13 protein-coding genes are annotated in these 13,550 nt (G+C 40.4%); 6 read left to right on the top strand and 7 right to left on the bottom strand.

Going from position 1 to position 13,550, the window contains the following annotated elements:
* Positions 1 to 5: 5 nt before the first annotated feature.
* The 4 genes from uvrB to MKZ26_RS10190 all read right to left on the bottom strand — a co-directional run bounded on the left by uvrB (position 6) and on the right by MKZ26_RS10190 (position 4,553).
* Positions 6 to 1,988 carry an excinuclease ABC subunit UvrB gene (uvrB, locus tag MKZ26_RS10175; protein WP_067205953.1) on the bottom strand — a complete coding sequence of 661 codons (1,983 nt, stop codon included), beginning with the start codon at positions 1,986 to 1,988 and terminating at the stop codon, positions 6 to 8.
* Between the two features lie 156 nt (positions 1,989 to 2,144).
* Positions 2,145 to 2,381, bottom strand: a complete 237-nt coding sequence (locus tag MKZ26_RS10180) for an IDEAL domain-containing protein (protein ID WP_067205951.1) — start codon at positions 2,379 to 2,381, stop codon at positions 2,145 to 2,147.
* A gap of 227 nt (positions 2,382 to 2,608) precedes the next feature.
* Positions 2,609 to 3,820, bottom strand: coding sequence for an ABC transporter permease (locus MKZ26_RS10185; RefSeq protein WP_340766103.1), 1,212 nt, complete (start codon positions 3,818 to 3,820; stop codon positions 2,609 to 2,611).
* Entirely contained in the window at positions 3,804 to 4,553 is a 750-nt protein-coding gene (locus MKZ26_RS10190; RefSeq protein ID WP_067205945.1) for an ABC transporter ATP-binding protein, read from the bottom strand. Before MKZ26_RS10190 ends, MKZ26_RS10185 begins: the two co-directional genes overlap by 17 nt.
* A gap of 314 nt (positions 4,554 to 4,867) precedes the next feature.
* Between MKZ26_RS10190 and MKZ26_RS10195 the strand changes: the two genes are divergently transcribed.
* From MKZ26_RS10195 to MKZ26_RS10215, 5 genes are all read left to right on the top strand, one after another.
* The gene (locus MKZ26_RS10195; RefSeq protein WP_340766104.1) at positions 4,868 to 5,293 is read left to right on the top strand and encodes an HIT family protein; all 426 of its coding nucleotides are present in this window, start codon (positions 4,868 to 4,870) and stop codon (positions 5,291 to 5,293) included.
* Between the two features lie 113 nt (positions 5,294 to 5,406).
* Entirely contained in the window at positions 5,407 to 5,931 is a 525-nt protein-coding gene (locus MKZ26_RS10200) for a tryptophan transporter (protein WP_340766105.1), read from the top strand.
* 347 nt (positions 5,932 to 6,278) lie between these two features.
* Entirely contained in the window at positions 6,279 to 6,641 is a 363-nt protein-coding gene (locus tag MKZ26_RS10205; RefSeq protein ID WP_340766106.1) for a YtxH domain-containing protein, read from the top strand.
* A 340-nt stretch (positions 6,642 to 6,981) separates the two neighbouring features.
* Positions 6,982 to 7,590, top strand: a complete 609-nt coding sequence (locus tag MKZ26_RS10210) for an HTH-type transcriptional regulator Hpr (RefSeq protein WP_067205934.1) — start codon at positions 6,982 to 6,984, stop codon at positions 7,588 to 7,590.
* Between the two features lie 60 nt (positions 7,591 to 7,650).
* Entirely contained in the window at positions 7,651 to 7,836 is a 186-nt protein-coding gene (locus tag MKZ26_RS10215) for a hypothetical protein (protein WP_067205932.1), read from the top strand.
* 84 nt (positions 7,837 to 7,920) lie between these two features.
* Here the strand turns inward: MKZ26_RS10215 and MKZ26_RS10220 are convergent, their stop codons facing one another.
* A complete protein-coding gene (locus tag MKZ26_RS10220) occupies positions 7,921 to 8,022 on the bottom strand; it encodes a YjcZ family sporulation protein (protein WP_082786481.1) in 102 nt (33 codons plus the stop codon).
* 144 nt (positions 8,023 to 8,166) lie between these two features.
* Here MKZ26_RS10220 and MKZ26_RS10225 point away from each other — a divergent pair, with 144 nt between their 5' ends.
* The gene (locus tag MKZ26_RS10225; RefSeq protein ID WP_340741506.1) at positions 8,167 to 9,078 is read left to right on the top strand and encodes a peptidylprolyl isomerase; all 912 of its coding nucleotides are present in this window, start codon (positions 8,167 to 8,169) and stop codon (positions 9,076 to 9,078) included.
* Between the two features lie 628 nt (positions 9,079 to 9,706).
* Here the strand turns inward: MKZ26_RS10225 and yhaM are convergent.
* Complete coding sequence (gene yhaM, locus MKZ26_RS10230) at positions 9,707 to 10,645, bottom strand: 3'-5' exoribonuclease YhaM (RefSeq protein WP_340766107.1); 939 nt, start codon at positions 10,643 to 10,645, stop codon at positions 9,707 to 9,709.
* Complete coding sequence (locus MKZ26_RS10235; RefSeq protein WP_340766108.1) at positions 10,642 to 13,542, bottom strand: ATP-binding protein; 2,901 nt, start codon at positions 13,540 to 13,542, stop codon at positions 10,642 to 10,644. The genes yhaM and MKZ26_RS10235 overlap by 4 nt, the downstream gene beginning before the upstream one ends.
* Positions 13,543 to 13,550 lie beyond the last annotated feature (8 nt).

The raw sequence follows: 13,550 nt of genomic DNA on the forward strand, positions 1-13,550 counted from the left end.
AAACCCTACCTTTCAGCCTTCAATTCCATGATTGTATCCCTTAGTTCAGCAGCACGTTCGAAGTCGAGTGCTTTCGCTGCCTCTTTCATCTCTTTTTCCAAAGTTACAAGCAGCTTTGTTTTTTCGTCTTTTGTCAACTTCTTGCCTTGTGTTACTTTTTCTAAATAAGAAATAGCTTCTTCTGATACTGCTGTTGCACGAATCACATCACGGATTTCCTTTTTGATTGTCGTCGGTGTTATGCCATGTTTTTCATTATATTTTCGTTGAATGTCCCGACGTCGCTCCGTTTCCCCAATTGCTTTCGCCATAGAGTCCGTCATTCTATCTGCATATAAAATGACATGTCCATTGGAATTACGGGCAGCACGACCCATCGTCTGAATAAGTGCTCGCTCAGAACGTAGAAACCCTTCTTTATCAGCATCCAAGATTACAACTAGCGATACTTCAGGAATGTCTATCCCTTCTCTTAAGAGGTTAATACCCACAAGGACATCATATGTGCCTATTCGCAGTTCTCTTAACGTTTCAATTCGTTCAAGTGTTTTAATGTCAGAATGAAGGTATTGAACTTTTATACCAATTTCCTTCAAGTAATCGGTCAAATCTTCGGACATTTTCTTTGTTAACGTCGTAATTAGAACACGTTCATTGTTTTTCGTCCGTTCTCTTATTTGACCTATCAAATCATCAATCTGTCCTTCAATCGGACGGATTTCAATCGTCGGATCTAGTAGACCAGTCGGGCGGATAATCTGTTGAATCATCTCAGGCGTATGCTCAATTTCGTAAGGGCCTGGTGTCGCAGAAACATAAATCGCCTCGTGGACATGGTTTTCGAATTCTTGGAATGTAAGCGGTCTGTTGTCGAGTGCTGAAGGCAAACGGAAACCATGGTCAACAAGGACATTTTTCCGTGCCTGGTCACCGTTATACATACCACGGATTTGTGGCAATGAGACATGACTTTCATCTACAATAATGAGGAAATCATCTGGGAAATAGTCAAGCAATGTATACGGTATCGCTCCTGCAGGACGGAGTGTTAAATGACGGGAATAGTTTTCAATACCCGAACAGAAGCCCATTTCTCGCATCATTTCAAGATCATAGCGTGTCCGTTGTTCAAGACGTTGCGCTTCCAATAATTTGTCCTGGGCACGAAACTCTTTCAAACGTTCTTCCAGTTCAATTTCAATATTTTCAATTGCTTTCACCATTTTTTCTTCACCAGTAACAAAGTGAGATGCGGGGAATATGGCAACGTGTTCACGTTCACCGAGGATTTCGCCTGTCAGTGAATCCACTTCGCGAATTCGTTCGATTTCATCACCGAAAAACTCGATACGTAAGCAATGTTCATCCTGGGATGCTGGCAAAAGTTCAACAACATCGCCGCGTACCCGGAACGTACCTCGAGTGAAACTTACGTCATTGCGTTCGTATTGAATATCTACAAATCTGCGAAGCAGTTCATTGCGTCCGATTTCCATACCTGGACGAAGAGAAACAACATGTGCGCTGTATTCTTCTGGGGAACCTAGACCATAAATGCAAGAGACAGATGCAACAATGAGTACGTCATTCCTTTCAAATAAGGAAGATGTTGCAGAGTGACGTAATTTATCAATTTCATCATTGATGCTTGAGTCTTTTTCAATGAAGGTGTCAGTATGCGCGATATACGCTTCTGGCTGATAATAATCATAGAAACTGACAAAGTATTCGACTGCATTGTCAGGAAAAAACTCTTTAAATTCACTATATAATTGACCCGCTAACGTTTTGTTGTGAGCGATAACGAGAGTCGGTTTGTTAATCTCCGTCAAGACATTCGACACGGTAAATGTTTTTCCAGTCCCGGTTGCACCGAGCAAAGTTTGGTGCTTCTCACCTCGGTTATGTCCTTCTAATAGTTGTGCGATTGCAGACGGCTGATCGCCTTGTGGTGTATAAGGGGCTTGCAAATTGAATTTTCCGACCATCGGAAAAACCTCCTCTATCAGTTACATCTATCTTATCACTTTACCCATCTTTTGACGAGTAAAAAGCGAACGTACGTTTTTTTCACTGATTTTTACTTTTATAAACACACAAAAAAACGCTGCATGTCTACTCAACATGTAGCGTCCTTGCATTTTTCAATCATTCTCTTCAAGTTTGCCCAGTCTTTTGGAATACAGTAGGAATGCGCTTTCATCCCTACTGTCAAGCGCAAGGTCAATCAATCCCATGAACCTACTCTTTGTCTGCTCTCTGTGTATATGTTTCAAAAAAAGATCTAAATAAATTTCATTCAGCAGTTTTTCCGCTTGGAGCGAAGTACTGTTTTTCCCTACAGCTTTTAAAAACTCGGCATATGAATAATTGTTCTCCATCCCTATCACCCCTGATGCCTTTTATTTAGTATATCTAATTCCAGAGATAAGTTGCAAGGTTTATTGGAATATTCTATTTTTATATTTAGTCATAATTTATTAAAGAAAAGCGTAAGGCTCCGTTAAGCCCACCGAGCCTAGACACTGTTCCATGACGAGAAATTCATACTTCCTTTTCTACAAACAAACGCCCCGTCTGCAAATGATTGCAAACGGGGCGACTTTTCTTAGTCATATTCTTTTTTCTCTACAGTCAATCTGATAGTAGCCTCAGAGATGATGAGAATAACAGCCCCGACAAGAAGAGGTGTTACAGAAACCCCATAAAGATACAGTGCAGCGCATGTGACTACTGCCGCCTGAATCCATTGGACTGTACGAACGATTCTTTTAATAGCAGCCGGGCGGGTGTCTTCCTTTTCAGGAAATAGCATATCCATCCGAAAATCGTCCCCTGCCCGCAATGCGTGGATAAGTTGTACGGCAGAGGCAAATGCAAGCGCTCCTGCGAAAATAAATACAACAATCGGAAACGGGATGAAAATCGCTCCAAGCGCCGATAAAGCAGTGAGCCTTACCCATAGCCAAAAAATATCATCCGTACGTATAAATGTACGTCTGATTAAATACGGTTGTGCTACAGGCTTACCGAAATTCGGAGATCCCATCGCAAAACCGAGCCATGCTCTTCTACTAATGGATCCTTTCAAATGCGGGACGTCTGTGAAGTAATTGGCAAAACGGTAAAAACGCATCATCCGATTCTGTTCGAGTGATATGAAATGATCGTAAGGGAATGGTTTTAGCATTCTCTTTTTTCGCCAATAGAAGTTGTACAGTACAATGAGTACACCAATAATCAGAAGTATAATTGGACTTCCTTCAAGACCTGCATAAATTATGGTTCCCGCCAATAAAAACCGGAGGGTCCTATCTAGCAAGATCCCTTTTCCATCCAATACATGTCTGAAATTATATTCTGATTCAATGAATACTCGCTTAATGACTAGTATCAAAATCGCGATAACGATGTATTCCATCTTTGAACCGGTCCCTGTAGCTGAAAGTAACGGCAACGCCACAATATATAAAATAAATGGTAATGGCAATTGGGAATAGAAGCTCCAACTCAAAGCCCGTTTCATATACGTAATAAGCTTTTGTTCCAGTGGTAGGAAATAAACCGTGTCAGCAGGTTTCAATAGCGTCACTGGCGGCGAAAAGGTGAGCGCTAATCCAAGTATGAGAGCCGTAAGCAACGCTGCAGGGAATTCCGCTGGCACTTCCTTCAACCATTCGCTATACGTAAAGCCCCCCGCCCCAATTGTGAAGACAAGGACAATTGCCAAATGGCCTGTAAATACATACTTCAAATACTTTTGGAGCTCGGTTATATAATGGACGAACCGAGATCCCCATATTTCACGCAAATTGTTCATTGTCGGTTTCCTCTGTCATCGCGATATACAAGTCGTCCAGTGACGCGCCAGGACGTCCGAATGCATTTCTCAAGTCATCCATCGTTCCTTCTGCTCGCACCCGTCCTTCGTGCAGCAAGATGATCCTGTCGCAATATTTTTCCGCAGTTGCCAATACATGCGTTGACATGAGAATGGAAGCCCCATTTTCTGTTCTCTGCGTCATCTGCTCTAAAAGTGATTTGATGCCGATTGGATCGAGACCCACAAATGGTTCATCAATAATATATAAAGATGGATTAACGAGGAAAGCACACATGATCATTACTTTTTGACGCATCCCTTTTGAAAAATGCGCTGGGAACCAGTTTAGACGTTTCTCCATTCGGAATTCCCGGAGTAACTCATCAGACCGTGCTTCAAACACTTCTTTATCAAGGTCGTATGCCATTGCTGTCAGTTCAAGATGTTCCCTAAGCGTCAATTCTTCATAGAGTATCGGCGTTTCCGGTATATAAGTGAACGCTTTTCTATACTTTTCGGGATCCTCACTGAATGTCACCCCGTTGACACGAATTTCTCCTTTATGAGGATTCATTAATCCAATAATATGTTTAATGGTTGTACTTTTTCCCGCCCCATTTAGTCCAATCAAACCTACTAACTCACCTTGTCCGATGTTAAATGACAAATCATACAGAACAGGTTTACGTGTATAACCGCCTGTTACGTCTTGTAATTCAAGAATTTCCATATCCATCCTCCATTCTTTCATTCATTTTAGCAAAAAACGCTACAAAAAGCTTTTTCCTTCATACAACCGATATAGTATTGAATGATTGCAATCGAATAAAGCTTGGACCTGTAGGATGCAGGTCATGCAGTGGGGAGGGAGGGAGGGATTGACCTACATCCCTCCTTGTTGCGACACGACGTCGCGAACTTAGACTGCCTTCGTCTCCCCCTGTAAGGCTCCTACGCTAGTTTACCGTATTCAATATTTCAACCTATATCTAAAATTATGCTACACTTGTCCCATTCATGAAAATATGAACAGGAGTGTTGAAAATGACTGAATGTATTTTTTGTAAAATCATTGAAGGTACGATCCCTAGCGTTAAAGTTTATGAAGATGAGAACGTTCTTGCCTTCATGGATATTGTACCTGTAACGAAAGGGCATGTCCTTCTCATCCCGAAAACACATCGTGAAAATATCTATGATTTAACTGCTGAAGAAGCGGCACAACTATTTTCCGTCGTACCCAAAATCGCCAATGCCATAAAAGATGAATTCAAACCAGCTGGAATGAATTTACTACAAAACAATGGCGCATATGCGGGACAAGCCGTTTTTCATTCACACCTACACCTCATCCCTCGCTATGATGAAACTGACGGCTTCCAACTTACGTTTGAAACGAAGGAATCTGAAACAAGTATGGAACGAATTCAGGAAGTTGCAGCTGGAATTCGAATGAAATTACAAAAATAAGCTTGTCAATTATCTGAATACCGTGTATGATTCATAATAAGTTTTTCGCTGTCGATCATGAGGATACGATGGGAGAAACACAAAATACTAGATGAGCCGAGGAGAGATGAGAATTGAATACGAAAAGTCTTGTGTTAATGTCATTATTAACTGCTGTAGGTGCTGCACTGTACTTAATAATTCCCCCAATTATGGGTGGAATGAAACCCGATTTCATGCTGACGATGATGTTTATCAGCATATTCCTGTTCCCTGAAGTGCGCAATGTATTTTTACTTGGTGGAACAACAGGTATTATATCAGGTATTTTTTCAAACTTTCCAGGAGGTTTCATCCCCAATGTGATTGATAAGTTCATTACTGCATTTATCATCTATGCAATTATTATCTCACTTAAAAAAGTTGCAGGTAACTTGATTGCTTCCACTGTTGTTGCAGGTATTGGAACTGTATTGTCAGGGAGTATCTTCCTTTCAATCGCCATTTTCATTCTTGGAGCAGATTTACCGTTCGGTGGTTTATTCTTAGCGGTTGTACTTCCAGCTGTTGCGATGAACGGAATTGCATTTTTCTTGATTTACCCGATTGTTAAGGGTTTGGTCAAACGTTCCTCATTTAAAACTGCATTATCTAATTGAAATTATAGCGAAAGCTTTCCGTCTCCACGAGGAGGGCTTTTTTGTTGTCTGTATAATATACCCGAAGATGAAATTTCGGGCACTCCTCCGCTTTTACTAAAGAAAAGATCATACAAGTAACAGTGCTACGCTATATTGAAAGTGACACTGCCCCAATTCGAAAAGGAAATGCTATCGAAAAGGAGTAAGTAGTCATCTACTGGTTACTCAACACATGTAGTTTAAAATATAAAGTAGCGTCTAAACAGGTCACTTGCGCTTGTTTTTATTGCTCATGCACTTTTTAAATGTTTTAATAAAACTAGAGTAAGGAATACTATTCATAACAGGAAGGAGTGTATTATACAATGAAAGCATCTACATTTTTCATCGGACTCGCAGCAGGTTCAGTTGCAGCTGCTGTTACGGTATTGTATTCGACTCCCCAATCGGGCAGTCAACTTCGGACATCCGTCAGGGATGCTTCAAGCGACATGAAATTTTTGTTCAAAGATGTAAAAGTAAAAGTCGATGATTTAAAAGAGTCCATTTCCCACCTTACGAAAGAAGCAAAAGAAACTGTTCCAACAGCAATTGATGGAATTAAAGGGTCAGTAGATCAGTGGCAACAATCAACGGAATCTAATCGGGAACGCATGGAAAAAGAAATTGCCGCAATCCAATCCGCTATTGAAGAGCTTGAGCAAAACTTCGCAAAACAGCAAAAGTAATGTCAATTATGCCTCGGCGTAATTACGTCCAAAATTTGTAATATCCCTCGGAGGCTTGGTCCTACAGGGAATTTGTTCCCACTTATAGATGCCGGGGATTAATGCCAATTCAAGTTAAAAGTAAATACAATCCACCAGTAAGGAATGCAGTCAACTCTCCACGAAAGACCTACATTGTATAGGTTTTAACTAGTGGATACGGCCGCATTCCTTATTTTCATACCCATTTCCCAAAATATTATTATTGAATCGAAAGCTTTTTCACAATTTTTACTTTTTTCTTCTTTGCTTTCCTGCTATAATAAAAGAAGCGGGAAAAAATAGAAAGAAGGTGTTTCCAATGTCAGAGCAAAAGTACTCTCCGAAAGAAGCAATGATTTTCAGTCAAAGGGTTGCACAGATGTCAAAAGCTCTTTGGAAAGCAGTAGAAAAAGATTGGCAGCAGTGGATAAAACCTTATGACTTGAATATTAATGAGCATCATATTTTATGGATTTCTTACCATCTTCAAGGCGCAACCATTTCTGACATCGCTAAATTTGGAGTCATGCATGTTTCGACAGCTTTCAACTTTTCGAAGAAGCTAGAAGAACGTAATTATTTACGGTTTTATAAAAAAGATGATGACAGAAGAAATACATATGTTGAAGTTACAGAAGAAGGGGAAAAACTGATACTCGAGATGAACATGAACTACTATGATTCTAAACATGATATTTTAGAGGGATCACTCCCTATTAAAGACCTTTACGGAAAGTTCCCAGAATTTCTCGAAGTAATGTCCGTTGTCCGAAATATTTATGGGGAAGATTTTATGGAAATATTTGAGCGCGGCTTTGAGAAAATCAAAGAATCATATGATGACTCCACCGGTGAAATGATGGCTATTAATCATACGAAAAGTAACGAAGAACTTAAAAACCCAGTATTTAGCGCAGAGGAAAATTAATTTCATTTTAGAAGGACTTCTGCTATGATTGCCTTGGGAAGTTAAAGAGGAGGAATAGATTTGATCCTTATTATTACAATTCTGTTCTCGTTATTATATCTGTTTCAAATCAATAAAATGACGTATGCACTATGCGAATCTAAGGAAATCCCTGAAGAGAAGCAACAGAAAATATACACAACCGTTAACGTTCTTGTAACCATTTTAATCGTGTCATTTTACGTCGAGATTCTGTTACAAGTATAAAAAAGTCCATTCCCTTTTTTACGGGAAATGGACTTTTTCCATTATCGATACCCTCAGCGCCTAACGCCTTGAGCTTTTCTGGAATTAATTCAGGAAGGCTGCACCGACAATGATTAATAAAATGAACAAAACAACAATCAACGCAAATCCCGAAGTACCATGGGAACCTTGGTCATATCCGCTCATAGGAGCACCCCCTCTCTCTATGTATCCTATGCAAAACAATTGGCTCGTTGTAGGCAGTATATTCTAGGGGAACCTTTTTGTTTTAGATACGTTTTTATGGTATAGTGTCTACTGTTGCACATAAAAGTTAGGGGAGATTTCAAAATGAAAAAAACTATTTTAGCACTTACAATGGCCGCATCTGTACTTGCACTTTCAGCGTGCAGCGACAAGAATGCCGGTGATGAAGTTCTTGTCAAATCAAAAGCCGGAAATGTAACACAAAGTGAACTTTATAACGAAATGAAAGATGCTCAAGGTGAACAAACATTACAACTACTCGTCCTTGAAAAAGTATTAGATGCAAAATATAAAATCTCTGATAAGCAAGTTGATACAGCAATCAATGAAATGAAAGAACAATTAGGTGAAGGTTTCGATGCTTATATCGCTCAACAAGGTCACACTGAGAAGAGCTTGAAAAAAATCCTTCGTATCAACATGTTACAAGAAGCGGCTCTTACTGATGGCGTTGAAGTAACAGATAAGGAAATCGAAGAGCGCGTTAAAATGATGGCTACAGAATTGAATGCCAAACACGTACTAGTTGCGGATGAAGAGACTGCACTTAAAGTCAAAAAGGAACTTGAAGGCGGAGCTGATTTTGCTGAAGTAGCGAAAAAGAATTCGACTGAACCGGCTGCAAAAGAATCCGGTGGGGATCTTGGGTGGTTTGGCTACGGTAAAATGGTCAAAGAATTCTGGGATGCTGCATATGCACTTGAAGTGAACACAATCAGTGAGCCGGTCCAATCGGAACACGGGTTCCACATTATTAAAGTTACAGAAAAACGTGACATCGAAGCTAAGGAAATGACTAAAGAAGAGAAAGAAAAACTTACTAAAGAAATACAACTTGAGAAAGCAGATCCTAGTACAATTATCCCGAAAGTATCTAAGCTAATGAAAGATGCTGATGTAAAAGTCGAAGATAAAGATTTGAAATCAGCACTTGATGTATTCTTGGAAGAACCTAAAGTAGAAAAAGAAACAGAAACAGATAAAGAATCTAAGTAATGCTACTAACAATTCAAGACTCCTTTTCAGGGGTCTTTTTTTGTTGGGGTATTAAAATGTACAAACAAACACCTCCAAAAGACGCCTGTCTTTCGGAGGTGTTTGCTAGTTCAATATATGTTATTCCACGTCTGTTGATTAACCATTTTCTTGCATAAGATACTGGTAAGGTAGGCGTAAAAGTCTTCATTTGGACTAGTACGTTTCCGGCTCGCTTTCGGCTAAACTAATCACTACATTTTTATCGTGGGACAAGGGTGGCTAGACGTGAAATCTCAATGTTCTAACTCATCCAGGGTACGAGATTTTATAACCTCCTAGACAATAAAAAAGAAAAAACCATAAAGAAGGAGTGAGCCGCCAAAATTGTATCTTTGGCGGCCTTTACCCAGATAAGAACCAACTATTCTTTCATCCAAAAAAGCTTTAGCACTTCGTGTACTTGTGTCTTAGAAGGGCGACGGATGAATGACCACCATACGATTACCGAAAAAATCTATAGGGATACGACAAAGTCGCATCCCTATAGATTAAGATATCACGGTAATTGTGTAGGAGCCGTTTAATCCAAAGCGATCTAAAACAACTGTACTCGGAGCGCCTTGTGGTTGATTGCGTTATTTACTGGTTAGTCAATTGATGGTTTATAAAATGACCTGTTATCCAGCGGGAAAATTCTTTCAGTGAACTCACCAGGAGCCGTCTTGCCAAGTGCACGATCCAACATATTCATCTTCGCATCAATATTATCGATGTAATGAAGGATTTCCGCTTCTTTCAGCATTGGACGTTTCGGGCTTCCCCATTCTTCCTTACCGTGGTGAGATAAAACCATATGTTGCAACAGCATAACTTCTTCACCTGTAATTTCAAGTTCGTCAGCCGCTTTTGAAATTTCATTGACCATAATCGTAATATGGCCTAGCAGATTCCCCTCAATCGTGTATTGAGTTGCAATTGGACCTGAAAGTTCAATTACTTTCCCAACATCATGCAAAATAATTCCCGCGTACAATAAATCCTTATTGAGTGACGGATACAGATCCGCTAACGATTTTCCAAGTTTCAGCATGGAAACAACATGATCAATAAGACCCGATACATAATCATGGTGATTTCTTGTCGCAGCAGGGTACGTCATGAAAGCTGTCTGATGCTTTTTCAATAAATGACGCGTAATTCGTTGGATTTGTGGATTTTGCATTTCAAAGAAATACTGCATCAGCTCTTCGTATAGCACTTCTTTACTTATTGCCGATGACGGAACTAGGTCAGCAATCGCCACCCCTTCATCCTCTTTTACGGGACGTATACTTTTGATGCGCAGCTGATTTTTCCCACGATATTCATGTACTTCCCCGCCAACTTTGACAATCGATGCTGCGGCATATGTTTTCGCGTGTTCATCTGTTGTATCCCATAACTTCGCTTCAATATCACCACTTTTATCCTGCAAAATAAGCGTCATAAACGGTTTACCTTGTGTGGTAACTCCTTTTGTAGATTGCTTAATTAGCAAGAAAAGATCAAACGGCTCGCCTGCATTATATTCTGCAATTTTCTTCATAAGACCATCGCTCCCTGTTCGCTTCCGATACCGGAAACGTTTAGTATTGTTGCCCCCTGCCATTTATCCTTCATCGCTTCGTGGCATGTAAAATAAATGAACTGATGCTTGTTTTGTAGATTGTCTAGTAGTTCAATCATACGCGAAAGTCGCTCTTCGTCAAAGTGAACGAATGGATCGTCCAACATTAATGGAAAAGGTGCCGTATTCATTATAGATGCCGCAAGCGCCAATCTAAGCGAAATATAGGCTTGCTCTTTTGTAGCCTGGCTCAGCTCTACAATGGGATAACGCATCCCATTTTTCGCTACTACTTCGAAATGACCCGTCTCCGTTACACGAAGTGATTCATAATTTCCACCCGTCAGTTCACAAAACAATTTTTCTGCCGCTTCAAGTACTTCTGGCAATTTCTTTTCTTTCAACTCCGACATTGTTCTTCTGATTGCTTCAGTAATCGCTTTGCGCTCAGACCATTTTTTTACGAGTTCTGCGAGCTCCGATTTTTTCATTTCGAAGTGTTGCAGTTTACGACCGTAATTTTCATCTGTCAGTAGTCGTTCCGTTTTGTTAACAAGTGCGGCCTTGTCATTGATTAAGACATTTAGCCTCTCGCTAATCGACGATAGTGTTCCGCTAATATCATTCACTTTTTTTCGCAACTCTTCATCCACAACGCCATCAGGCAATTCAAGAGGGCCATATGATGCTAATTGAGCATTGACATCCTCAAGTTGCCCCTTTAAACGAAACGCTTCCTGGTGGCTATTGTATGCAGCGTAAAAGGCCTCTTCCGTTTCTACTGCTGCTTCAGCAAGCAGAGCCTGCACTTTTTCCAGCAACGAGTTTACAAGGCTGGATGTCTCTTTCAGCGCAGATTCTTTGCGTTCCAAAGCAACTGTCAATGACCTGATTGTTTCTGCCTGTTCATTTAGGTGAATGAATTCCCTTCTCAGCATCTCATAAACTGTTTCTTGTGGTGCAAATTTCCGCACTATTTTTTCAGCTTCTGCTAACCTCACAGCAATCTGGTGTTGAATCGTTTGTCGCCGTAACAAGGCATCATTCAACTCTCTAGTAACTTCCTGAACTTCTCGAATCATACGGAATAATTCCGGGATAATCCCGGTTGAAGGTATGTCATCGAAACCATAAAGTCCTAAAAAATCGACCAGCTCCAATTCGATTTTCCGTCTATTGCTATAGGTATTTTCAAGCTCGGATGTCAACGATTGAAATTTCCTTTCAAGTACCATAAACGCTTCTTGTAAATCTTCTTTCTTGCGCTTGTACATGCCAATTCGGTCTGTCAGTTCTTCCATTTGATGCTCATTTCCATCATATGCGGCAATGATTTTTTCCATCTGCTTCAGTTTTGCTGAATCGGGCGTTTGATGCTGTTTTTTCGAATAAATTAGAATACCTAATCCTATAACAATAACACCAGCTATAATTATGAACCATTCTTTTTGGATGAAACCGAAAACGATGAACGCGACAGCAAGTACGACAAGAAGTGCAGGTATCATCAGTGATTTCTGTTCAACCGGTCTTCCGCTTAGTGAAATATAGGCTTTCGCTTCAGCAAGTTGCTGACGAATTTTAGGCCACTGCTGTACACGTTCTAATTCCTCTACGGCAGGTGCAGTGCGTTCAATTCCACCAATTTCAGTTTCCGTATCACCTAACTCATTTTCCACTTGAATGAGTTGGCGATTCACAAAGCCAATTTGCTGATCGCCTTCAGTAAGTTCTTGAATAATTTTGTGCATCTGTTCTTCCTTTTGGATTGAAACATCTGCCTCCAAAATAGTATTTTCCGCTTCAAGCCCTTTGACACCAAGTCTATCAAGCAGACGTCTCTTTGAACTAGTTAGCTGACTCACGTTTTCTTCTTCAAAAGTAACCGCTGTTTGCCATCTATGCCACTCTGTTTCTTTCGCCAGTAAAATTTCAAGTTCAGCAATGCGCTCAAATTCGTGCTGTTCAGGCATTCGTGTCATTAGCTCTTCTAATTCTTCTTCCAATCGTCGTTTAGTGACTTCGGCTTCCGTTAACTTCCCCGCAAGCATTTCATAGCGCCTGAGACCATCTGCTGGAAAGGTTATTCCACTTAATTGTGATAGTCTTGCATCCAATGCTTGTTTCTTTTGATGAAGGGGGAGTAGCTGTCGCACGAGAGCGAGCTTCTGTGATTCTTGCATAAGTTCCGCTTCCTGTCCTCGCAACTCTGTAAGCAAGTCATCGATTTCCCGTATTCGTTCAATCGAGGGTGCATACTCTCCCACTTTTTCCTGCTCTTCTTTCAACTCTATTTCCAATTCCCGAAGTTCCATGATCTTGACGTTCATCTCCGGAATCCTTCCCGACTTTTTGAACAAATCCCCCAGTTCTTTTTCCATTCGATTTCCAAGCTGCAACAAAGAGTCAACACCAGTAGTCCCCGAAGCAAGAAGTGTCCTGCTTAATTCGTCTTCATCCATTTTTTCAAATCCCTGCAACTGTAACAAAGAGAATGAAAAAATGGATTCGAATGAAGCACGGTCATACTGGCGAAGTAGCGTGTTCAATTGCTCTTCTCCACCCTTTGTTCCATCTTCGAAATAGACTGTAACATCACCAGCAGATTTTCCACGGACCCGTTCGACGATGCATTTCCCATATGTTTCATCTATAAGATGAACTTGCCCACCGTACTTGCCGCCCGATTTCGGTTCGTAGCGTAAGAGCGCATTATTTTTTGGTGGAAATCCAAATAAGATATGCAGGATGAATTGCTGAATAGTCGTTTTCCCAGCTTCATTCAATCCATAAACTACAGAGATCCCTTGTCCAAAATCCACCATGACATTTTCATGTTTTCCAAATCCATAAATGTTTAGTTTTTCAATTTTCATGTAAACAC

The organism is Sporosarcina sp. FSL K6-6792, from assembly GCF_038004885.1.
In the GTDB taxonomy this organism is placed as follows: Bacteria; Bacillota; Bacilli; order Bacillales_A; family Planococcaceae; genus Sporosarcina; species Sporosarcina psychrophila.

Excerpts from the sequence above, each read along its gene's own strand:
- MKZ26_RS10185 (WP_340766103.1), bottom strand. The coding sequence starts at position 3,820 with ATGAACAATTTGCGTGAAATATGGGGATCTCGGTTCGTCCATTATATA.
- MKZ26_RS10180 (WP_067205951.1), bottom strand. The coding sequence starts at position 2,381 with ATGGAGAACAATTATTCATATGCCGAGTTTTTAAAAGCTGTAGGGAAA.
- yhaM (WP_340766107.1), bottom strand. The coding sequence starts at position 10,645 with ATGAAGAAAATTGCAGAATATAATGCAGGCGAGCCGTTTGATCTTTTC.
- MKZ26_RS10225 (WP_340741506.1), top strand. The coding sequence starts at position 8,167 with ATGAAAAAAACTATTTTAGCACTTACAATGGCCGCATCTGTACTTGCA.
- MKZ26_RS10220 (WP_082786481.1), bottom strand. The coding sequence starts at position 8,022 with ATGAGCGGATATGACCAAGGTTCCCATGGTACTTCGGGATTTGCGTTG.
- MKZ26_RS10210 (WP_067205934.1), top strand. The coding sequence starts at position 6,982 with ATGTCAGAGCAAAAGTACTCTCCGAAAGAAGCAATGATTTTCAGTCAA.
- MKZ26_RS10205 (WP_340766106.1), top strand. The coding sequence starts at position 6,279 with ATGAAAGCATCTACATTTTTCATCGGACTCGCAGCAGGTTCAGTTGCA.
- MKZ26_RS10195 (WP_340766104.1), top strand. The coding sequence starts at position 4,868 with ATGACTGAATGTATTTTTTGTAAAATCATTGAAGGTACGATCCCTAGC.
- MKZ26_RS10190 (WP_067205945.1), bottom strand. The coding sequence starts at position 4,553 with ATGGAAATTCTTGAATTACAAGACGTAACAGGCGGTTATACACGTAAA.
- uvrB (WP_067205953.1), bottom strand. The coding sequence starts at position 1,988 with ATGGTCGGAAAATTCAATTTGCAAGCCCCTTATACACCACAAGGCGAT.
- MKZ26_RS10235 (WP_340766108.1), bottom strand. The coding sequence starts at position 13,542 with ATGAAAATTGAAAAACTAAACATTTATGGATTTGGAAAACATGAAAAT.